This window comes from Aquimarina callyspongiae (assembly GCF_034322225.1).
GTDB lineage: Bacteria > Bacteroidota > Bacteroidia > Flavobacteriales > Flavobacteriaceae > Aquimarina.
Map to the genome: position 1 here is coordinate 118,461 of NZ_JAXLPA010000004.1, position 24,021 is coordinate 142,481.

At 31.8% G+C, this 24,021-nt stretch carries 19 protein-coding genes; 17 read left to right on the forward strand and 2 right to left on the reverse strand.

Features of this window, described 5'->3' with window-relative positions:
• The first annotated feature begins 44 nt into the window (after nucleotides 1-44).
• The 15 genes from U0D62_RS16975 to U0D62_RS17045 all read left to right on the forward strand — a co-directional run bounded on the left by U0D62_RS16975 (nucleotide 45) and on the right by U0D62_RS17045 (nucleotide 18,736).
• A complete protein-coding gene (locus U0D62_RS16975; RefSeq protein ID WP_322288517.1) occupies nucleotides 45-3,353 on the forward strand; it encodes an amidohydrolase family protein in 3,309 nt (1,102 codons plus the stop codon).
• A gap of 60 nt (nucleotides 3,354-3,413) precedes the next feature.
• A complete protein-coding gene (locus U0D62_RS16980) occupies nucleotides 3,414-4,487 on the forward strand; it encodes a proline iminopeptidase-family hydrolase (protein ID WP_322288518.1) in 1,074 nt (357 codons plus the stop codon).
• A 46-nt stretch (nucleotides 4,488-4,533) separates the two neighbouring features.
• Nucleotides 4,534-5,958 carry an amidohydrolase family protein gene (locus tag U0D62_RS16985; protein ID WP_322288519.1) on the forward strand — a complete coding sequence of 475 codons (1,425 nt, stop codon included), beginning with the start codon at nucleotides 4,534-4,536 and terminating at the stop codon, nucleotides 5,956-5,958.
• A gap of 63 nt (nucleotides 5,959-6,021) precedes the next feature.
• Nucleotides 6,022-7,398: an amidohydrolase family protein gene (locus tag U0D62_RS16990; RefSeq protein WP_322288520.1), complete on the forward strand. Its 1,377-nt coding sequence runs from the start codon at nucleotides 6,022-6,024 to the stop codon at nucleotides 7,396-7,398.
• Between the two features lie 21 nt (nucleotides 7,399-7,419).
• A complete protein-coding gene (locus tag U0D62_RS16995) occupies nucleotides 7,420-7,923 on the forward strand; it encodes a TlpA family protein disulfide reductase (protein ID WP_322288521.1) in 504 nt (167 codons plus the stop codon).
• Between the two features lie 25 nt (nucleotides 7,924-7,948).
• Nucleotides 7,949-9,448 carry a S10 family peptidase gene (locus tag U0D62_RS17000; RefSeq protein WP_322288522.1) on the forward strand — a complete coding sequence of 500 codons (1,500 nt, stop codon included), beginning with the start codon at nucleotides 7,949-7,951 and terminating at the stop codon, nucleotides 9,446-9,448.
• A gap of 52 nt (nucleotides 9,449-9,500) precedes the next feature.
• Entirely contained in the window at nucleotides 9,501-9,965 is a 465-nt protein-coding gene (locus U0D62_RS17005; RefSeq protein ID WP_322288523.1) for a DUF3291 domain-containing protein, read from the forward strand.
• Between the two features lie 71 nt (nucleotides 9,966-10,036).
• Complete coding sequence (locus U0D62_RS17010; RefSeq protein ID WP_322288524.1) at nucleotides 10,037-10,570, forward strand: hypothetical protein; 534 nt, start codon at nucleotides 10,037-10,039, stop codon at nucleotides 10,568-10,570.
• 36 nt (nucleotides 10,571-10,606) lie between these two features.
• Nucleotides 10,607-11,305, forward strand: a complete 699-nt coding sequence (locus U0D62_RS17015; protein ID WP_322288525.1) for a DUF2490 domain-containing protein — start codon at nucleotides 10,607-10,609, stop codon at nucleotides 11,303-11,305.
• Between the two features lie 94 nt (nucleotides 11,306-11,399).
• Nucleotides 11,400-12,410, forward strand: a complete 1,011-nt coding sequence (locus U0D62_RS17020) for a pirin family protein (RefSeq protein ID WP_322288526.1) — start codon at nucleotides 11,400-11,402, stop codon at nucleotides 12,408-12,410.
• Between the two features lie 217 nt (nucleotides 12,411-12,627).
• Complete coding sequence (locus U0D62_RS17025; protein ID WP_322288527.1) at nucleotides 12,628-14,697, forward strand: hybrid sensor histidine kinase/response regulator; 2,070 nt, start codon at nucleotides 12,628-12,630, stop codon at nucleotides 14,695-14,697.
• An 84-nt stretch (nucleotides 14,698-14,781) separates the two neighbouring features.
• Nucleotides 14,782-15,264 (forward strand): heme-binding domain-containing protein, encoded by a 483-nt coding sequence (locus U0D62_RS17030; protein WP_322288528.1) that lies wholly within the window; start codon nucleotides 14,782-14,784, stop codon nucleotides 15,262-15,264.
• Nucleotides 15,204-15,689 (forward strand): heme-binding domain-containing protein, encoded by a 486-nt coding sequence (locus U0D62_RS17035; protein WP_322288529.1) that lies wholly within the window; start codon nucleotides 15,204-15,206, stop codon nucleotides 15,687-15,689. The genes U0D62_RS17030 and U0D62_RS17035 overlap by 61 nt, the downstream gene beginning before the upstream one ends.
• Before the next feature lie 147 nt (nucleotides 15,690-15,836).
• The gene (locus tag U0D62_RS17040) at nucleotides 15,837-17,912 is read left to right on the forward strand and encodes an ATP-binding protein (RefSeq protein ID WP_322288530.1); all 2,076 of its coding nucleotides are present in this window, start codon (nucleotides 15,837-15,839) and stop codon (nucleotides 17,910-17,912) included.
• Complete coding sequence (locus U0D62_RS17045) at nucleotides 17,912-18,736, forward strand: DUF1853 family protein (protein ID WP_322288531.1); 825 nt, start codon at nucleotides 17,912-17,914, stop codon at nucleotides 18,734-18,736. The genes U0D62_RS17040 and U0D62_RS17045 overlap by 1 nt, the downstream gene beginning before the upstream one ends.
• 13 nt (nucleotides 18,737-18,749) lie before the next feature.
• On the opposite strand, the gene U0D62_RS17050 is transcribed toward U0D62_RS17045, so the two are convergent.
• Both U0D62_RS17050 and U0D62_RS17055 read right to left on the reverse strand, forming a co-directional pair.
• On the reverse strand, nucleotides 18,750-20,213 hold the full coding sequence (locus U0D62_RS17050) for a magnesium chelatase (protein ID WP_322288532.1): 1,464 nt from the start codon (nucleotides 20,211-20,213) through the stop codon (nucleotides 18,750-18,752).
• A gap of 108 nt (nucleotides 20,214-20,321) precedes the next feature.
• Entirely contained in the window at nucleotides 20,322-21,452 is a 1,131-nt protein-coding gene (locus U0D62_RS17055; protein WP_322288533.1) for a vWA domain-containing protein, read from the reverse strand.
• Nucleotides 21,453-21,754: 302 nt separating this feature from the next.
• Between U0D62_RS17055 and U0D62_RS17060 the strand changes: the two genes are divergently transcribed.
• Both U0D62_RS17060 and U0D62_RS17065 read left to right on the forward strand, forming a co-directional pair.
• On the forward strand, nucleotides 21,755-23,227 hold the full coding sequence (locus U0D62_RS17060) for a M28 family peptidase (protein WP_322288534.1): 1,473 nt from the start codon (nucleotides 21,755-21,757) through the stop codon (nucleotides 23,225-23,227).
• 404 nt (nucleotides 23,228-23,631) lie between these two features.
• Complete coding sequence (locus tag U0D62_RS17065) at nucleotides 23,632-23,991, forward strand: hypothetical protein (protein ID WP_322288535.1); 360 nt, start codon at nucleotides 23,632-23,634, stop codon at nucleotides 23,989-23,991.
• Nucleotides 23,992-24,021 lie beyond the last annotated feature (30 nt).

The following is a 24,021-nucleotide window of genomic DNA, read 5'->3' on the forward strand; positions in this document are numbered from 1 at the left end:
ATAGCATAAATCATTATTTTCGGTTTCTATAAATTAATTCAATCATGCACAAACACATTGCTACTACTCTTTTATTAGGGGTGTTTCTTATTTTCAATACACAAGCACAGAAAAATAAAAAGGACAAAAAAGAAGATACCAAATGGGATGTTTCTAATCCAAATGGTGAATTCAATTATCAAGATCACACCTTTAGCACAGATGAAGGTACCTGGATGAATCTTGATGTAAGTCCTGATGGAAAAACTATTGTTTTCGATCTTTTAGGAGATATTTATAGCATCCCTGTTTCTGGAGGTAAAGCAAAAGTACTAAGAACCGGAATCCCGTTTGAAGTGCAACCTCGTTTTAGCCCAGATGGGAAAAAAATATCTTTTACTAGTGATGCTGGTGGTGGTGATAATATCTGGGTAATGAACACAGATGGAAGCGATGCTAAGCAAGTTACAAAAGAAAGTTTCAGGTTATTAAACAATGCCACCTGGGCTCCTGATGGAAACTATCTGGTGGCCAGAAAACATTTTACTTCTCAGCGTTCTTTAGGTGCTGGAGAAATGTGGCAATATCATATCACAGGAGGATCAGGATTGCAATTAACAAAAAGAAAAAATGATCAGCAGGATGTAAATGAACCTAACATTTCTCCTGATGGCAGATATATGTATTATAGTGAAGATGTGTATCCTGGCGGATTTTTTCAGTATAATAAAGATCCTAATAAACAAATCTATGTAATCAAAAGATATGATTTTGAAACAGGTAAAACAATTACAGTTACCGGAGGACCAGGAGGTGCTGCCAGACCACAAGTATCTAGAGATGGAAAAAAATTAGCATTTGTAAAACGAGTACGTACTAAAACTGTTTTATACATTCACGATCTTGAAACAGGAGAAGAATGGCCTATTTTTGACAAACTTAATAAAGATCAACAAGAAGCTTGGGCTATTTTTGGAATTTACCCTAACTATAGCTGGATGCCTGGTGATAAAGAAATTGTATTCTGGTCAGCTGGAAAAATTCATAAAATCAATATTGAAAATTTACAGGTTACCAATATCCCTTTCACTGTAGATGCTACTATTAAAATTGCAGAGACACTACGTGTAGATAGTCCCGTTTCTCCAAAAGAATTTACTGCCAGAGTAATTCGTAACGCGGTTACTTCTCCTGACGGAAAAACTTTAGTTTTTAGTGCATTAGGTAAATTATGGAGTAAATCTTTACCTAAAGGGAAACCTCAACGATTAACGTCACAAACTTCTGACTTTGAGTTTGAACCAAGTTTTTCTCCTGATGGACAACATATTATTTATGTGACCTGGAATGATGAAAACCTAGGATCTATTTCAAAAGTTCCTGTTACAGGAGGAGCCTCTACAAAGATTACATCAGAAAAAGGTATTTATAGAACTCCTGTTTATAACCAATCCAATAACCTTATAGCGTACTTTAAAGAAGGAGGTAATAACGACCAAGGAAGAAGTTTTGCAAAAAAAACAGGTATATATACCATGTCTTCTTCTGGAACTGATATAAAGTTAATTTCTAAAGAAGGGGCGTATCCAATGTTTTCTGCCGACGGAAAACGAATTTTTTATCAAACAGGAGGTACTTATTTTGGTAATTTAACTAAAACCCTAAAATCAGTAGATCTTAATGGTCAGGACAAAAAATCACACATAAAGTCTAAATATGCTAATCGTATAGTACCAAGTCCTGATAATAAATGGGTAGCATTTACCAATTTACATAAAGCCTTTATTGCACCATTAGTATTAAATGGCAAAGAAATCAATTTAGATAATAAAAGTAAGTCTGTTCCTGTTTCTCAAATCTCTAAAGATGCTGGAGTCAACTTACATTGGTCTAAAGACAGTAAAAAAATATTCTGGACACTGGGAGAAGAATACTTCTCAAACGATATTAAAGATCGTTTTACTTTCTTACCTAATTCCCCAGAAAAAGTAGCAGAAGTTACTACAGAAGGGATAAAAGTTAACTTGGTTGCTAATACCGATACTCCTTCTGGTAAAATTGCTTTTACCAATGCCAGGATCATTACTATGGAAGGAGATCAGGTCATTGAAGAAGGAACTATCATTATTAAAGATAACCGCATCGAAAAAATTGGAAATGCTTCAGACGTATCAGTACCAAGCGATGCAAAAATATATGATGTAAAAGGTAAAACTATAATGCCTGGTATTGTAGATGCTCATGCACACATAGGAGGTTTCAGATATGGATTAACTACGCAAAAACACTGGCAATTATATGCAAATCTTGCGTTTGGAGTAACTACAGCTCACGATCCTTCTGCTAATACAGAATCTATTTTCACTATAGCTGAACTAATCAAAAATGGGCAAATGGTAGGACCACGCCTCTACTCTACTGGTTTTATTTTATATGGAGCAGACGGAGATTTTAAAGCCGTGGTAAATAACTTAGAAGATGCAAGATCAGCTATACGCAGAACAAAAGCATTTGGTGCCAAATCTGTAAAAAGTTACAATCAACCTCGTAGAGATCAAAGGCAACAAGTTATGCAAGCTGCTCGCGAATTAGGTATTAATGTTGTCCCAGAAGGAGGATCTACATTTTACAACAATATGTCTATGATCATGGACGGACATACCGGTGTAGAACACAATATCCCAGTAGCTCCAGTATATAAAGACGTTACAGAACTTTGGAAAACCAGTAATTCTGGATATACACCTACATTGATTGTAAACTATGGTGGATTAAATGGGGAGTATTTCTTTTATCAAAAAGATAATGTGTGGGAAAATGAAAGACTTCTTAAATATACTCCAAGAGCTATTGTAGATGCTCGTTCACGACATAGAACCATGGCTCCTGATGAAGAATATGAAAATGGGCACATCTTAGTATCTAAAACCTGTGCGGCATTAGCAAATAGTGGAGTAAAAGTAAACCTTGGAGCTCACGGGCAATTACAAGGTCTTGGTGCTCACTGGGAATTATGGATGCTTCACCAAGGTGGGATGACCAATCTACAAGCATTACAAGCTGCTACAATTAATGGAGCAAATTATATTGGTGCCGGAAATGATATCGGATCATTAAAAGAAGGAAAATTGGCAGATCTTATTGTTTTAGACAAAAACCCTCTAGAAAACATCAGAAATACCGAAACCGTTAAATATACAATGGTTAACGGTAGATTGTATGATACAGAAACCATGAATGAAATTGGTAATACTACTAAAGAAAGAACCCAATTCTGGTGGGAAAATAATAAATACAACAGAGCTTTCCCATGGCATGAAGAAGCGCAAAGTTTTCAAGTGCCTGGATGTGGATGTCATATAGGACATAACTAATTAGTTGACGGAGATCTATAATGATCTCAGAGGCTAACATTAAATTTAAATACCTGTATAATGAAAACTAAGGTTTATCTCCTGGTATTGTTCATTACTATACTCCTACCCAGTTGTAATGATTCAGAAACAACGGAGAAAAAAGGTACAATACCAGTTCAGGAAGAAACAAACTATTTTGATTATACCAATCATGATGATCAATTTATGGGTGGTATAAAAATGATTCCTATCTCAACTCCTAAAGGAGAGTTTAAAGTATGGACAAAACGAGTGGGTAACAACCCTAAAATCAAAGTATTATTACTGCACGGCGGACCAGGAATGACTCACGAAATTTATGAATGTTTTGATGGGTACTTTCCGCAGGAAGGAATCGAATATTACTATTATGATCAACTAGGTTCTTATTATAGTGATCAGCCTAAAGACAAAAGCCTTTGGGATCTTGATCGTTTTGTAGAAGAAGTAGAACAAGTTCGTATTGCCTTAGGATTAAATAAGGATAATTTTTATCTGTACGGACAATCATGGGGCGGGATTTTAGGAATGCAGTATGCACTTAAATATCAAAATAATTTAAAAGGTCTTATCATCTCTAATATGGTAGCTTCTATTCCTGAATATCAAAAATATTCTGATGAAGTATTAGCTCCGCAACTAGATCCTGAAGTTTTAAAAGAGATTATGAGTTATGAAGAGAAAGAAGAATACTCTAATGAAAGATACTTGGATTTAATTGTTCAGCATTATTATACCAAACATATTATAAGAATGCCTGTAGATCAATGGCCTGATCCTATTAACAGAGGATTTAAACACCTAAATCCCGATGTTTATGTTACTATGCAAGGACCTAGTGAGTTTGGAATCAAAGGTGATGCAACTTTAAAAAATTGGGATGTGAAAGATCAATTGTCAAAAATTACGGTTCCTACTCTTTCAATAGGTGCAAAATATGACACTATGGATCCTAAAGAAATGGAATGGATTGCAAATGAAGTACAGAATGGTCGTTATTTACATTGTCCTAATGGTAGTCATTTATCCCAGTTTGATGATCAAAAGAACTTTTTTACAGGATTAATAAAATTTATTAAAGATGTAGATAATGGTGATTTTGAAATCAAATGATTATTAAAAATTTGTAAAATAAACATATAACAGAAAAACTAAAGAAATGAAGAAAATAGCCTACCTCTTATTATCATTATTTCTTTTTAGTTGTGCTCAAATTGAAAAAGATGTTTATGATATCGTGATTTCTGATATTAGTATTATTGATATTGAAAATGGAAACATATCAGTAAAAACCATTTTCATAAAAGATGATATCATCATTAAAATCGAAAACCAGGATAACTCTGATCTATATACTACTCCAAACAAAATAGACGGTTCTAATAAATATGTACTTCCCGGATTTTGGGATAATCACATACATTTAAGAGGAGGAGAAGAACTAATCGAAGAAAACAAAAATCTTCTTCCCCTTTTTATTGCCAATGGTATTACTACAGTACGAGATGCAGGAGGAGATCTTACGGAGTCAGTATTAGCCTGGAACAAAGAAATTGCTAATAAAAAATTGATTGGGCCTACCATCTATACATCCGGACCTAAATTAGATGGCAAAAATGCTACTTGGGCTGGATCTCTGGTAGTAGAATCAACTGAAGATGCAATCAGAGCATTAGATTCATTAGAAAAAATACCTGCTGATTTTGTAAAAATTTATGACAGTAGAATATCCAGAGAAAACTATCTGGAAATTTTAAAGCAGGCAAAAAAGAGAGGAATGATCTCTTCTGGTCATATGCCATTTACTGTAGAACTACATGAAGCCGTTAATTCTGGAATCGGGGCAATAGAACATTTATACTATATTTTAAAAGGATGTTCATCAAATGAAAAAGAAATCACGCAAGCCATTATCAATAAAGAAACAGGATTTTGGGACGCTATGGATGGTTTAATCAATACCTATAATGATACTATCGCTATAAAAACTTTCCAAAACCTTAAAGATAATAACACTTATGTAGTTCCTACTTTACACATAGGTAATATACTAAGTTACCTCGATGAAGATGATCATACCAAGGATTCTTATCTAAAAATAATTGGCCCTGGAATCATTAAAACTTATGAGGGCAGAATTAAAAGAGCTCTTAACGCTACAGAAGAGAGTAAAAAATCAAGAAAAGAGCTAAATGCATTTTTCAAAATGCTCACAAGAGCACTTAATGACGCTGGAGTAAAATTATTATCAGGATCTGATAGTGGAGCCTATAACTCATATACTTATTCTGGAATCTCGCTGCACAAAGAACTTGAAGCAATGGTAGCTGTGGGTATCTCTCCTTTGGATGCCCTACGTACTTCTGCATATAATGGATCAAAATTTCTCCAGAAAGATACTATTTCAGGAACCATAGAAATAGGTAAAGTATCTGATTTGGTTATCTTAAACAGTAATCCATTAAACAATATTAAAAACACTAGAGATATCTATAGAGTAATTAAAAATGATCAGATTTATGATCCTAAAGAAATTGCCAAACAATATGACTGTCTTGAGTGTTTTACTTTCAATAATAACTAGAACTAAACACCATAATTCAAATAGATACTATATCTATTGAGAATTAGTAAAATATTCTAACTCATGAAAAAATATATCTTTTTGCTTATAGTTGTACTATCTATATCTTGTGCTAAACCGCAAAAACAAGTTAGTCCAACTGCCATATTGATCAGTAATGTCAATATCATTGATATCAACAATGGCTCTATAGCTCAAAAGCAACAAATTATTATAGATTCTGGTAAAATCAAAAACATATCAGCGTCTATAGAAAACATTGATAAGTATACTACTGTTATTAACGGTGATGGCAAATATGTTATTCCGGGATTGGCAGAAATGCATGCACATATTCCGCAACCCACAACCAGCCAAGAACGTATTGAAGAGGTATTGTTTTTATATTTATCAAATGGTATAACTACTATTAGAGGAATGTTAGGACATCCTTCTCATCTCGAATTAAGAGAAAAAGCTATAAAAGATGAAATTTTAAGTCCAAGAATATTTACTTCTAGCCCTTCATTAAACGGAAACTCAGTTAAAACTAAAGAAGAAGCTATTTCTAAAGTAACAGCGTATCAAAAAGAAGGGTATGATTTTTTAAAAATTCATCCCGGAATTAAAAAAGAAGTATTTGATCAGGTTGTAAGTACTGCTAATGAGGTGGATATATCATTTTCAGGACACGTTCCTGTAGATGTTGGCATTCGTCATGCTTTACAAAGTAAGTATGCCTCTATCGATCATATAGATGGTTTTCTTGAAGGCCTAGTTCCTGAATCTGAAAATGTAAACCCGCAGGACAATGGGTTCTTTGGTTACAACTTCACTCCTTTGGTAGATATAACTAAAATTGATGAATTAGTACAGTTATCCAAAAACAATAAGGTATGGATCGTACCTACTCAAAGCCTGTATCAACGTTGGTTTGCACCAATATCAGCCGAAGAGCTTCTTAAAGATCCAGAAATGAAATACATGCCTGCTTCTACCCTAAAAAACTGGAAACAAAGAAAAGGGCAATATACTGAGGCTAATCCTAATTTTAATAAAGAACAATGGCAACAATTTAACGATATTAGGCAAAAACTACTTAAAAAACTTCAGGATAATGGTCATGGTATTTTATTAGGGTCTGATGCTCCACAGCTTTTTAATGTTCCTGGATTTTCGATTCATCATGAAATTCAAGGTATGCTACAAGCTGGGATGACACCTTTACAAATATTACAATCAGGAACTACAAATCCTTCAGTTTTCTTTGATAAACAAGATACCTTTGGTTATATCAAAGAAGGATTGGACGCTGATTTAGTTATTTTAAATGCCAATCCTATAGAAGATATAAAATCATTACAGCAAATCTCTGGAGTAATGGTAAGAGGAACCTGGCTTTCTAAAGATATGATCGATAGAAAATTAGAAGAAATAGCTAAAAATGCAGCAAATAACTAACTTTACAAGAAATAGCATTCTATGAGAAAGATTATCATTTTATTAGTATTTCTAGGGACACATCATAATTTTTATTCACAAGAAAATAAGATCCCTGATGTTCAAGTTACTACCTCTAATGGAGAAAAAATACAAATCCTTGATAAGATCGATAAACTTACGATCATTGATTACTGGGCAACCTGGTGTAAACCGTGTATCGCAGAAATGCTTTTTTTAGAAAAAATTGAAAAAAAATACGCAGGAAAATTAGATATAATCTCTATTTCGGTTGATAACAGCGAGGGTCCCTGGAAAAAATATATAACAAAAAAGAACAAAACAGGTCATCAATACTGGATCGACTCTCAAAATTCATTAATGGAATTAATTACCGAAGAAGTTACACTAAGAGATGGTCAAAAAGGAATCAGTTGGTCTATTCCTAGATTTTTGTTGGTAGATAAAGATGGAAAAATACTTAATAGTGACTGTCCTCCTCCTTCAACCGGATCTTTAGACACACTTATTGAAAAAAATCTATAATTCATTTAAGACGAAAATAATTAGAATGAAAAATATCTTTCGAAGCATTTCAATTTTATTGGTATTTGCTTTTGTATTCACAGCAAAAGCACAACAAATAAAGGTACCTATTGATACAACAATAGTTTCTAATCATACGGCAATTATAAAAGGAAAAACGATTCCTTATAAAGCCACAGTTGGTTTCCAACCTGTTTGGGATGAGAAAGAGGTTCCAATAGCATCGTTATCTTATACTTATTATAAAAGAACTGATGTAAAGAACGATGAAAATCGTCCTTTATTAATTTCTTTTAATGGAGGTCCCGGATCAGCATCAGTATGGATGCATATTGCTTATACAGGACCAAGAATTCTTAAAATAGATGAAGAAGGCTTTCCTATACAACCTTATGGAATTAAAGCCAACCCAAACTCCATATTAGACATAGCAGATATTGTATTTATTAATCCTGTTAACACGGGATATTCACGAATGATTGCTGATAAAGAAGGAGAAATGCCTGATGAGAAATTATTTTTTGGGGTGAATGCAGATGTTGAATACCTTGCAAAATGGGTCAACACATTTGTCACCAGAAATAATCGATGGCGTTCTCCAAAATATTTAATAGGAGAAAGTTACGGGACTACCAGAGTATCAGGTTTAGCTCTGGAACTTCAACAGCAGCAATGGATGTATCTAAACGGGGTCATTCTGGTATCACCAACACAGATTGGATTTAAATTCGACGGACCTGTAGAAGTTGCTAATCGATTACCTTATTTTGCGGCCGCTGCCTGGTATCATAAAATGTTACCACAAGAACTTCAAAATAAAGATCTCTTTGAAGTTCTTCCAGAGGTTGAGAACTATGCTATTAATGAATTACTTCCAGCCTTGGTACAAAGTGGTTATTTAGATTCTACTAAAAAAGAGGAAATTATAACTAAAATGGCCTATTATTCTGGACTTTCAAAAAAAACAATTCGCCAGCATAACTTAGAAGTTCCTAAACGCTATTTCTGGAAAGATTTGTTAAGAGAAAAAGAAGGTTTAACGATAGGTAGATTAGATTCGCGTTATAAAGGTATGGATATTAAAGAAGCTGGAGACTCGCCTGATTATAATAGTGAATTAACCTCGTGGTTACACGCATTTACACCTGCAATAAATTATTACTATAGCCAGGAATTAGGATTTAAAACTGATTTAAAATACAACATGTTTGGGCCAGTGTATCCTTGGGACAGAAATGATAATAGCACAGGAGAAAACCTTAGAAAAGCCATGGCAATGAATGCAAACCTGCACACCATGGTACAATCTGGTTATTATGATGGTGCTACTACTTATTTTAATGCCAAATATGTAATGTGGCAACTTAATGCCAATGGAAAACTTACAGATCGTTTAAGTTTTAAAGGATATAGAAGCGGTCATATGATGTATCTTCGTAATGAAGACCTTATTCAAGCTAATGAAGATATTAGAGTATTTATTACTAGATCATCATCCAACATTAAAAACGGATCTAAATATTAGTTTGTAGTCTTATAAGCCAATATAATTAAACAACCATTATTTAATATAAGGTATGCATTTAGCACAAGTAAATATAGCAGAGATGATAGCTCCAATAAATGATCCTATCATGGCAGATTTTGTTAATAATCTGGATCGTATTAATGCACTTGCAGAACAAAGTGATGGTTTTGTGTGGAGACTTAAAGGTGATGAAGGAAATGCAACAGCTATTCGAGTTTTTGATTATGATTTTTTAATCATCAATATGTCTGTTTGGAAAGATATTGATACGCTATTCGATTTTACTTATAAAACTGCACACGTTGAGATTCTTAAGCGAAAAAAAGAATGGTTCCACAACATGAAAAAAATGCATATGGCTTTTTGGTATGTTGAAAAAGGGCATCATCCTACTGCAGAAGAAGCCAAGGAAAGACTACAATACATTAGAGATCATGGAGAAACACCATATGCGTTTACGTTTAAAAGCAGGTTTTCTATAGAAGAATTAAAAACATATAAACCCAAAAATTAAACGCTGCTATAAATATGTTTTCTTCTTCCTTCAAAATTCAATATTATCTAATGTTCGTATGTATCATCCTTATGGCTCATACACATGCACAAACTAAGTTTGAACGAGAATATCGAATCAAAGTAGAAAATATTCCTAAAAAGGCTAAGGATTTTATCGATCAATGTTTCTTTCATCAAAAAACCAAATGGTATGCTGAAGAGAGTCAAGATGGAAAAACAATTGAAGCAAAAACACTTTATAATGATCATAAATATAGTATTGAATTTTCTACTGATGGTAACGTACTGGATGTAGAAAAGAAAATAAAATTCGATAACTTAAAAACTGCACATAAAAATCAAATAACTACAACATTAAAAGAGCTTTTTAGCAAATACAAGATTATAAAAACCCAAATCCAATGGAAAGCCGATAACCACGTATTGGTTTCTCTTATTAAAGATGGATATACTAACAAACAATATTCTTTACATTATGAGATGGTAATCAAAGCAAAAAAAGAAAAAGGATATCATTTATATGAAGTATTATTTACTCCCAATGGAGAAGCGATTAAAATTCTCAAAATTGTACAACGAAATAGCGATAATTTACAGTTCTAAAAATTAAGATTTTCTTGGTTTTTTATCTTTTTACTTATGAAAAAGATTTTATTTATTTTTTTTACCATCCTTAGTTGTTGCAAAATACAAGCGCAAAGCGAATTCTCAACGGGTTTATTACCAGGTGTTAGAATATCAACCAAAATATCAGATCAAATCAAATGGATTAATGGCCTACAATCAAGACATATTCTTACAGATAATACCAAAGTAAAATCTTTTGATTATGAATATATACTTACAGATATTTCTTCTTTAATTTCTATTAAAATTGGAGCTCACGGAGTTTTTAACACAGGATACTTAATACGTTTTCAAGATGATGAAGTAATTCATAGAAGTATTCAACAATATAACCTAGTGCAAAATCTTGAAAGGTTACGAATTGGACATAGATTTGCTACCGATCAAACTTTTAATACTAATAAATCTCCTCAATTTAGATTACGATACAAAATATCGCTCGAAAAACCCCTAGCTGGAGATAAAATAGATCCCAAAGAATTTTATCTAAAATTAGGAAATGAGTATCTAGGAATCTACCAAAGTAATGATACAGAATTAGAAATCAGAGTGTTGCCGTTTATAGGATATGAAATTAATCATAAAAATAAAGTAGAACTTGGAATAGATTATCGATTGAGTGATTTTTTTAATTCTGGATCAGAAAATGATTTATGGTTAAGCATGAACTGGTTTTATACTATTGATGCAAAAAATAAGTCAAGTAAGTAATTACTTAAGAATATGATCTTATGTTATTAACTAGGCTTTAAGAAGGAATGCAATATAAAACACATACTTTAGAGTACTTTTTATTTAAATAATTATGGCTGCAATTATCAAAATCAAACCTTTAAGTTTTCCTTGGGAAACCAGTGATCCATTTCTTTTCTGTGCTTATCATGAGGACAGCTATCCAAAAGGCAATAAAAAACTAGGGCCTGATGCTTCTCTAGAAGGAAGAGTTATCGGTCAGGATTTCACTTTAAAGGATGGTTGGCGAATGTATCACGGCACACAAGTACCTGGATTTCCTGCACACCCACATCGTGGTTTTGAGACTGTAACTATTGTTCAAAAAGGCTTAGTTGATCATTCCGATTCGTTGGGAGCTGCAGGACGATTTGGAAACGGAGATGTACAATGGATGACAGCTGGAAAAGGAGTACAACATTCTGAAATGTTTCCTTTATTAGATTCAGAAAATGACAACCCTTTTCTTTTATTTCAGATATGGCTTAATCTTCCCAGAAATAAGAAGATGGTAGACCCTCATTTTAAAATGTTATGGAATGATGAAATTCCAAAAATATCTACCAAAGATAAAAATGGAAATAAGATCGAAATTATTTTAGTAGCTGGACAACTTGATGATAAAACAGCCCCAGCTCCAGCTCCTGACTCCTGGGCAGCAGATTCTGATAATGAAATTGCAATTTGGACTATAAAAATGGCTCCAAATGCTACATACACTTTTCCAAAAACTTCTGTTGGTATGAATAGATCTCTTTACTTTTTTAAAGGAAGTGAAATTAATAGCGAAGCTTATACAATTCCTGTTAACCATGAGATTATTATAAATCCTAGTTTAGAACACACCATTGTAAATGGTGATTCTGAAGCACATCTTTTACTATTACAAGGAAGACCTATCCAAGAACCTGTAGTAAAACATGGCCCTTTTGTTATGAATAGTCAGTTAGAAATTAGAGAAGCAATACATGAGTATCAACAAACCGAATTTGGTGGCTGGCCTTGGCCATCACACGATCATGTACATTCAAAATCCAAAGGTAGATTTGCTTTATATCCAGATGGTACAGAAATCAATAAATAGTCCTATTAGTAATTTCTCCATAAACACTTTAACCTATGTAATTTTCTAAGGTTTTCTTTAGCATCACTACTTTAAGGATTTCTCAAAAAAAGCTTTGTAGATTATCTTTTTTTCAATCATATCACAAAATAACAAAGGTTCATTCTTTTAAATTGTTAAAATTATAGTACATTTATTAAAAAATGCTAAGCACTTTATTGAATAAACACCACTTGTAATGTGTAAAAAATTACCCCTGTTATTACTACAAGTTACAATTCTTATCTTTCTTTATTCTTGTTCAAAGAATGAAGATATTCTAAATGATCAACAAAAAGAATGGTTACAACAGCAAGCCCCTATTAAAGTTGCCATTTTCCCCTACTACCCTCCTTATCAACTACTTAATGACGAAGGAAATGCAGAAGGCATTTTCCCGGAGTATTTAGAACTTATTGAAGAAAAAATCGGATATAATTTTCAAAAGGTATATTTTGATACTTGGCCAGAATTAATGAATGCTGTCGAAAAAGAAGAAGTAGATATCATTTTAGAAATGCCTCCGTCAAAAACACGAGAATCATATCTTAATTTTTATGCACAGTTATTCGAAACTCCTAATATTATTACCACTCGTATAGCTGATTCTTTAGGAACCAAAATCTCTCACTTTGATGGTAAAACAGTGGTACTTCCAGAGAATTATGTAATTATCGAATTTTTGAAACAAAAATACCCTCAAGTAGATATTGTTACTTGTAAAAATGATTTCCTTTGCTTACGAAGATTAAATGCTGGAGAGTTTGATGCTTATATAGGCCCTAAAACTGTAGTTCATTACCTAATTAAAACAAAAAACTTTAACAATCTTCAAGCTATTGGAGAAACCGAATTTAATTATAATCCTGGACTTGCTGTTTTTAAAAACAATATTGTTCTCAATCAAATCATTTCTAAAGCTACACAGTGTGTTACTAAAGAAGAAAAGCAAGTTATTTTAGATAACTGGTTGTTTAATGTTGTTACCCCATTCTATCAAACAACAAAATTTTGGGTATTATTCTCTGTGGTTGTAATAATCCTATTAATCAGCATCTTATTAATTAATAGTTATCTTAAAATCAAAATAAAACAAAGAACTCGAGAACTACGAGCGGCAAAAGAAAATGCAGAAGAAAGTGATCGTCTTAAAACTAATTTCATCAGAAACATATCTCATGAGATAAGAACTCCAATGAATGGTATCATAGGTTTTTCAGAGTTTTTAAATAATCCTGATTTAACACCTAATGAACGAAAAGAATATACTCGTATTATTATAAATAGTGGTAAACAGTTGATGAGTATTATTGAAGATATTCTCGAAATTTCTAAACTTCGTTCAAAACAAGTTTCTGTTAATATCGAAAAAACAAATCTTATTATTTTGTTTCAAACTCTCTTCTCTGTTTTTAAAATAAAAGCTCAAGAAAAAAACATCGACTTACTTCTTGAAAATGGATTACCTGACGATCAAAAATTAATATTAATAGATAAATCAAAACTCAATAAAATCCTGAGTAACCTTATAGATAATGCTATAAAATTTACGGATACTGGTTACGTTAAAATTTCTCACAAAATAAAAAATGAGCTTTTACAGATTTGTATTGAAGATACAGGAATAGGAATCAATACTAAAGATCAAGAAGCAATCTTTGCAAGTTTTTCTCAATCAGAACTTGAAATTGCCAAAAATTATGGTGGTCTGGGTCTTGGATTAACTATTGCCAAAGAAAATGTTGCTCTTATTGGTGGCCATATCGCATTTAAAACTATTCTGGGAGAGGGAACAACGTTCACCGTTACTGTACCTTACAATTCAGTACAATCTGATATTATAAACACTTCTATAGAGCTAGATAAACCCGAAGAATCTAAAAAACATATCATTCTGATAGCCGAAGATGGAGAAGTCAATTTTTTATTTCTAAAAATGATCTTAATCAAAATGACCAATTATGATTTTATAATTCATAGAGCTAAAAATGGGAAAGAAGCTGTAGATCTATGTCAGGAAAATAATAACATTGATTTGGTACTAATGGATATAAAAATGCCAATTATGGATGGTTATGATGCAACTGCTAAAATCAAAAAAATAAGACCCGATTTACCTATTATTGCTCAAACTGCATATTCTACAGAAGAAGATATCCAAAAAGCATTAGCTGCCGGTTGCGATGATTTTGTTTCAAAACCAGTAGATTCTAAAATATTAAAACCCATGCTGCTTAAGTATTTTGCAATGTTTAGAAGCCCGAAATAATTATCTTTTTTTATAAAGAATAAAGTCCAAGTGATTTAAGAGATTACGATTTATCTTACCTACTTTTTACAATAATGATTTTTTATGACTTTAAAATTTAAAGTTTTTATTGTCATCCTAATACTTGGTATTCTAATACAGTTTTACAGGCCTCACAAAAATGTGCAAAAAGAAGTTTCAGCAAACGATTTTTTGGTCTACGAAAAAGCACCAAATAACGTGAAGCAATTGTTCATCAATGCATGTTATGATTGTCATTCTAATCAAACAAATTATGAATGGTTTGATAACATTGCTCCCATCTCTTGGTACATCGATAATAATATTAAAGAAGGGGTTTTTGTTTTAAATTTCTCTGAATGGGCAAATTATGAAACAATTGACAAAGAGATTATCTTCTCTGCTATACCATTTAATATTAATACTGATAGAATGCCTACTCCGCAATACAAAATATTACACCCTAAAGCAGAATTATCTAATAACAATAAAAGAAACATGTTACTATGGCTAGAACAGGTAAAAAAGCGATTTTTAAAGGAAGAAAGCGAAAAATCACATTATTAATACTTATAATATTATTTGCAGCAGTACAATTTTATAGACCTCATAAAAACATACAAAAAGTAGCTACAAAAAAGGATTTTCTTAGTTATGAAAAAGCGCCAGAAAATGTTGCTAATCTCATCAAAAACTCCTGTTATGATTGTCATTCTGATTATACAGATTATTACTGGTATGATCATATAGCGCCAGCCTCTTGGTTTGTCGATAACCATATTAAAGAAGGCAAAGAACATCTTAATCTATCCAAATGGTCTATCAAGGATTACCGTGATAAAAGATCTTATCTCTCGCAGATGGCTTCTATGATCAAAGAAAACAAAATGCCTCTTCCATCATATACCTTGGTACATCCTAAATCCAAATTATCAGATACAGAAAAACAGCAAATTATCGACTGGTTATTTACAATCGAAGTTAAAAGGTAGTTAAAAAGGTTTCATTTTTTGTTAATTGATCTTCAAACAAATACAAAAATTAAGCAATATTAAAAATTTAGAAATTAGTTAATATTATAATAATATACTATCTTTATTAAAGGGAGTAAAAAAAAGTAAGTGATAATTTAAATAAATATGTTTAAAAAGTTACCATACTATTTTTTACTAATCATTCAGTTAGTTTTTCTATCTGCTTGCTCTCAATCTCATACAATTGAAGAAGAAGAAAAAAATTGGCTCCAAGAGAATGATGATATTACAGTTGCCTTATTCCCTTATTATCCTCCATATCAATTTATCAATGACCAAGGCAATATTGACGGGATCTTTATTGAATATTTAGAGTTAATTGAAAAAAAAATTGATCATAAGTTTAAGAAAAAACAATATTCAAACTGGATACAATTATTAGAAGATAAAAAAGCGAATAAAGTTGATATCATCTTAGAGATACAACAAACAGAAAAAAGAGATTCTTATCTTAACTTTTACGCTCAACTTTTTCAATCTCCTCATATCATTGTTAGCAATAAAAAAAAGGATAATCCAACTAAACTTAAAGATTTATCAGGAAAAATTGTCACTGTACCAAATGAATATGCTATTTATGAAAATTTAAAAAAACAATATCCTAACTTAAATATAAAAGTAGAAATAGATGAATTAACCTGTTTAAAAAAGGTAAACTCTGGAGAATATGATGCTTATATTGGCCCTAGAGCGGTTGCTAATTATTTTATTAAAGCAGAAAATTTATCTAACCTTAGAATGGGTTCCAAAACAAAATTCAAGTATGAACCCAGTATTGCTGTAACAAAAGAAAATGCTATGCTCAATGCTATTATTGAGAAAGCAACTAAAAGTATTACTAGTAAAGAAAAACAATCAATTATCAATAATTGGCTGTACAACGTTGTACAACCATTTTACAAGAAACCAGTATTTTGGATCATATTATCAGGAATCATTTTTCTAATCCTATCATTCATTCTTTTACTCAACGTATATTTAAAATATAAAGTAAAAGAGAAAACAAGAGAATTAGTAATCGCCAAGGAAAATGCTGAAGAAAGTGATCGATTAAAAACAAATTTCATACGAAATATTTCTCACGAAATTCGTACACCCATGAACGGTATTGTAGGATTTTCTGAGTTTTTAAACAATCCTGATCTAACAGCCGAAGAAAGTAAAGAATATACTCGCATTATAATTAATAGCGGTAAGCAATTAATGAGTATTATAGAGGATATTCTTGAAATTTCCAGGCTCAGAACAAAACAAATTAAAGTTAATGTAGAGAAGACTAATTTGATCATTTTGTTTCAAACTCTCAATTCGATCTTTATAATGAAAGCCCAGGAAAAAGGGGTTAGTCTTCAGCTCGATAACAGATTACCAGATGATCAAAAACTGGTATTAATTGATAAATCGAAACTACATAAAATCTTAAGTAATCTTCTTTCAAATGCTATCAAATTTACAAATGAAGGCTCAGTTACTATGACCTGTAAAATAAAAGAGGAGTTGTTGGTTATATCTATTGAGGATACCGGGATCGGAATCAACCCTAGAGATCAAGAACTGATTTTTAAAAGTTTTTCTCAATCAGAAAAAGAGATTTCAAAAAACTATGGAGGATTAGGGTTAGGACTTACCATTGCTAAGGAAAATGCAACTCTAATAGGAGGTCATATTTCATTTAAATCTATTTTGGATCAGGGAACTACTTTTACCGTGACATTGCCACACAATCCTATACAATCAAATATTGTTCGTACTTCTTCAAAGTTTAAAAACAAACTTCCAGAATCAGAAAAACATATTATCTTGATCGCAGAAGATGGGGATGTTAATTTTTTATTCCTTAAAACTATTTTGATCAAAATGACAGATTATGAATTTGTTGTGCATCGCGCCAAAGATGGAAAAGAAGCTGTAAGTCTTTGCGAAAACAATCTTAATATTGATTTAGTACTTATGGATATTAAAATGCCTGTAATGAATGGATATGACGCTACAAAGCATATAAAAAGGATGAGACCAGGATTACCCGTAATAGCTCAAACTGCTTACTCTACAGAAGAAGATATCCAAAGAGCACTTGATGCTGGCTGTGATGATTTTATTTCTAAACCTGTAGATAGAAATATCTTAAAACCAATTCTAAAAAAATACTTTTTTTCAAAGCAGCGTCAATCCAATCCTTAATGTCATTAATTGATCAATACACTGGTTTTTTAGAAAGTCAACCATTATGGAATTCAAATGATCTTTTTGAATTAATTCAATTTAATACTCAAGAACTGTTTGAAACTTCAACAACAGATAAGGTTTCAGAAATCATTATATCTGAAAACGAAGTTTTAGGTAAACGAATCGAACGTTTTTTTGAGCATTGCATTAACGAATCAATTCACTACCGTATAATTTCTAAGAACATACAAGTATTTAAAGACAAGATTACTATTGGCGAACTGGATTTCTTATTACAGGATGTAAGCAATAAAAAACTTATTCACGTTGAACTGATATACAAATTCTATGTTTATGACCCTAATATTAAAGAAGAACTAGAACGATGGATTGGTTCAAACAGAAAAGATTCACTTTTGCAAAAAGTCCAAAAACTCAAGACCAAGCAACTTCCTTTACTCTTTAAACAGGAAACAAAATCAATTTTAGAAAATTTAGAATTGGATCGCTCTGTCATTCAACAAGAAGTATGTTATCTCGGACATTTGTTTGTTCCTCTATCATACATCAACAAAAAAATCCCTTTCTTAAATAATAAATGTATTGTAGGATATTGGATTCATCTAAAGGATTTCACCTATGATCAATACAAAGATTATCTATTTCATATCCCTCAAAAAAAAGATTGGGTAGTGAACCCCAAATCTTGCTTAAACTGGTCTTCTTATAAAACTATCTTGAAACAATTAGAAATGCAATTACTACAAAAAAAATCTCCACTACTTTGGTCAAAAAGTAATGAAGATTCTTATGCTCGTTTCTTTATAGTCTGGTGGTAATTATTATACCTTATTAAAGTCCACTTATATAGCTTCCGTAAAGATCTTTAAAATGAAACCCTTCAGACAGCCTATGTTTACTAAGTTTTTTATACTCTACTAGTCCCCATAATAAAAACTCTTTTATAAAATAGCTATCATTTTCAGAAATATCAGATTGATATTTTTTAATTAAACCATTGAGAGGCAAAATAGAATTTAATTTTTCTTTATAAATAGTATCCGGTACATCATCTAATAGTTCAAAGCCACTATTTTCAAAAAACCAATCTATCAATTCTTGATATGGACTTTCATACCCTTCTTTTTCTAATTTTTCGATTTTAGGAAAAAAGTCTGGAAACAAGGTCTTGATAGCATCAGATAATAATGACTGCGCAACAGAATCTGCTCCCTCTTGTTCTCCTTCATACACCAATTCTACTTTACCTGTTATCGCAGGAATAACGCCTATAAAGTCACTTAATCTCAATAGCGTATGTTTATCTTCTGATCTTAGAGCTCTATACTCTGCCGTACTTAATAAGTTTTCATATGCAGTAATACTCATACGAGCACTTACTCCACTTTTATGATCAATAAACTCACTCTCTCTTGCCTGAAAACTAATTTGCTCTAAAATATCTTTTGCTACTTCTGGGACATACACTAAGTCTTCTTGTCTTGAATCCAAATGTGCTTCTTGTTGGGTTATACTTTTAGCTATTTCAATTGTCTCTGGATAATGTGTAAGAATTTGTGATCCTATCCTATCTTTTAGCGGAGTTACAATACTACCTCGATTGGTATAATCTTCTGGATTTGCAGTAAATACGAACTGCAAATCAAGTGGTAATCTAAGTTTAAAACCTCTGATCTGTATATCTCCTTCTTGTAAAATATTAAACAAAGCCACCTGTATACGAGCTTGTAAATCTGGTAACTCATTAATTACAAAAATACATCTATTGGCTCTTGGGATCATCCCAAAATGTATTACTCGATCATCAGCATAACTCAATTTTAAATTGGCTGCTTTAATCGGGTCAACATCTCCTATAATATCAGCAACAGATACATCTGGTGTAGCAAGCTTTTCTGCAAATCTATCGGATCTATGCACCCAACTAATAGGTGTGTCATCTTCTTTTTCTTTCACTAAATTAACCGCATATCTGGAAATTGGATTCAAAGGATCGTCATTAATTTCTGAACCTTCTACTACAGGCATCCACTCATCCAGTAGATTTATCATTTGTCTTGCCAAACGTGTTTTTGCCTGACCTCTTAATCCTAATAGGTTGATATTATGACGAGATAAAATAGCTCTTTCTAACTGAGGAATTACCGTGTTTTCATATCCATAAATCCCTGTAAAGGTTTCTTCATTATTAACAATTTTTCCTCTTAGATTATTCCTGAGTTCATCTTTTATAGATTTGCTTTCGTACCCAGATTTTGTAAGTTGTCCTAATGTTTTTATAGTTGGTATTTTCATATTTTCTTCTTTAAGAAAAAAAGAACTTAGTACATAAAGGTTAACATATACTAATTTTTAATGTTTAATTGTTCTTTATCTCTTTTCTTTAGCTCTTTATTATTTTTTTTATCCTTTGATTCTTTTTTTTCTATTGGTCTCATAGTCTTCAAAAATCATTTCTCCTAAGCCTTTAAGACCTGTATAAAATGCTTTTCCTTGATTTGCATAAGTAAATTCTCTTACAAACTGCATCAAATATGGATCCTGAGCTATCATAAATGTAGTTATGGGTATATGAAGTCTTCGTGCTCTCTGCGCCATCATATAACATTTATTGACAATATGACGATCCAAACCATTACTATTTTTATAATACTCTCCATCTGGTAACCGTAAACAACTAGGTTTACCATCAGTGATCATAAAAATTTGTTTATTGGTATTTCTTTTTCTTCTGAGCATATCCATAGCCAATTGAAGTCCTGCAACTGTATTAGTATGATATGGCCCTACTTGTAAATAGGGTAAATCTTTAATAGCTATTGGCCAGGCATCATTACCAAAAACCAAAATATCCAATGTGTCTTTAGGGTATCGGGTAGTAATTAATTCTGCTAGCGCCATTGCCACTTTCTTGGCTGGTGTTATTCGATCTTCTCCATAAAGAATCATACTATGACTAATATCTATCATCAGGACGGTACTCATTTGAGCTTTGAACTGTGTTTCTTCTACTACAAGATCATCTTCAGTTAATCTCAGATCTCCAATCCCATGATTAATCTGAGCATTCTTCAGGCTCTCTGTAATTGATATTCGTTCAAGAGCATCTCCGTATTGATAATTTCTATATTCTCCAGAGTGTTCATCTCCTCTACCAATATAATTAGTTCTATGATTACCGGATCCACTACGTTTTAATTTACCGAATATCTGATCCAAAGCGCGTTTTCTAATTGCCTGTTCTGTTTTAGCAGTAATAGACATCCCTCCTTTTCCATCTGGTTTTATTTCTTCACGTATGTATCCCTTTTTCTTCAGATCTTCTACAAAGTCATCAAGTGTATATTCTTCATCAGTTAGATGGTATTCTTTGTCGAGTTCTTTCATCCAGTCCAAAGCTTCATCTAAATCACCAGAAGTATGCGTTATAATTTCCTGAAAAATATCAAAAAGCTTTTCAAACGGAGATTGTTTTGGAGCTTCATATATTTTAAACGTGAATCCTTTTCTGAATACTTTTTTTTCTTTTTTCATAACATTATATCCCTAACACTTCTATTATCAAATAATTAACCCAAAGTATTAGTGTTTTTTATAATCATTAAGGATGTTCTCCAGATAAAGTTAGTGTTTTTTATAAAAGATAGAAATACATATATCGGTAAGGAATAATAATTAACATTTGTTTTGGAGAATTCCAATACTTTCAAAAAACCAAAATAAAAGCTCACAACTAGTAACGAACATTTAGTATATTTGAGACACCAGTTGGGAAACCTGGGAAAGGTCAACACTTATATTACCTTCGTATTACTACACATTTTATCTTGATTACTATGAAAAAAACAATCTTATGTTCCGTCATCTTTCTTTTTACTACTTTCTTTTACGCACAAGAAGACTTTGAAAAGGTAAAAACTACTGTTTCTAAGGCCGAAATTGAAGGACATATTTATTTTCTGGCATCAGATGAACTAAAAGGAAGACAAACCGGAACTCCTGAAAATAAAATTGCAGCACAATACCTTGCAAATATGTTACGTGGTTATGGTGTTAAACCAATTCCTGGAACAGACTCTTATTTACAAAAGGTAGAACTAGAAAAAACGACTGGCGCTTCTAAAACCGAATTTAAGAGTGGTGATTTAAAACTAAATAGCGTTTTAACCGTTACTAAAACCAATATAAACTTTGATGGTAAAGCTGTATTTCTAAACTATGGTTTAGAAGAAGATTATAAAAGCACCGATGTAAAAGGTAAGTATGTGATGTGTTATCTTGGGTCTAAGGACAATAATTCTATCAGAGCTGCTTTTTCTTTAACAAAAGAAAAAAGTCAACTGGCTCAAAAAAATGGAGCTCTTGGTGTTATAGAAATATGTAGCGTAGACGATAATACAAAATATAGATTAGAACATTTCCTGAATGGCGAAAAAATGATCCTGGCAAACCCTAATACTTCAAACAAGGATGAATTTGCTTATTTATGGATCAATGATAAAGAAGAGAAAATCAGCCAGCTATTTACCAAAAAGAAAGAAACAGATATTACAATTACCGTAGAAGGGATTACAAAAAGTAAAATCGCTTCACAAAATGTAGTTGGTGTGGTAGAAGGCTCTGATCCCACATTAAAAAATGAATATATTATTTACTCTGCACATTATGATCATGTAGGTATTGGCAAAGCAGTAGAAAACGATTCTATTTATAATGGAGCAAGAGATAATGCAGTAGGTACAGTAACCGTTCTTTCTGCTGCAGAGAATATTGCAAAATATCCTACAAAGAGATCTGCTCTATTTATTCTCTTTACTGGTGAAGAAAAAGGTCTTTTAGGAAGCAGTTGGTACGTAGAACATCCTGTAATTCCTTTGCAACAAATGGTATATTGTTTTAATAGTGATAATGGAGGGTACAATGATACCAGTAAAGCAACAATAGTGGGCTTAGGACGAACCACTGCTGAAAAAGATATCATAAATGCTGCAGCAAAATTTGGCTTAGAAGCTATTGATGATCCTGCTCCAGAACAAGGGCTTTTTGATCGTTCAGATAATGTGAATTTTGCGGCTAAAGGTATTCCCGCTCCAACATTTAGTATGGGGTTTACTGCTTTTGATGAAGAAATCACTAAGTATTATCATCAGGTAACTGATAACCCTGATACTCTTGATTATGATTACTTATTAAAGTTTTTTCAATCATACGTATTAGCTTGCCGTAATATTGCTAATAACCCACAAACTCCTTTTTGGATAGAAGGTGATAAATATCATGAAGCAGGTATAAAACTGTATAAGAAGTAGTTTTAATTTTATACCATTCACTACTAATAAATAGATAGTTCTATAAGGTCAAGATTGATTGTTATAGCATTTCACTCTGAACAGATTTAATACAATAATTTGCGAAATTATAGTACTAAAGAAACAATAAACATATGCTATCTTAGACTCATTTTTTTAAATTTTTCACATTTTTTATACTAAAAAACCTCTTTATAACTATCTTTTTAAGAAAAATTCACCTTTTTTTAACAAAACTATGTCATAAAAAGGGCATTTAAGGCGTAAATTTATAGTCCCCTTTTTTAAGATTAATAAAAGCATTAAAAACAGCAAGTACAATATGATTACTATTTTAAAAACCTAGTAATTACATATTATGAAGCGGTGTAGGCATAGTATGTAATTCATAAATTTTTTAAATTATGAAAAAACATTTACTCTTCTCACTGTTATTCTCCTTAAGTACGCTGTATGTTAGTCCCAACATCCTAGATCAATTTGATATTATAACATCTGATATTCAAAGTAATAATGATCGTAAACTACCTGAAGAAGAAGTTAGACAACGAGGCATTGATCTAATGGCAAATCAAATTGTCGAAGATATAGATGAAATTGATCTTCGTAAGATGGCTCGATCTTCAATTTTTGAAACATCGTATGGCTTTAGATGGAAAATGGTAAATCTCCATACAGGAAAAATCATAATAATTAAGGTAAATAAAAATTTTGAACTCATTTCAGCTAGAAATAGTGATAATTCCAAAATAATGACCCCATAATTTCTGTCAAAAAACTAAGATCTATCTCCT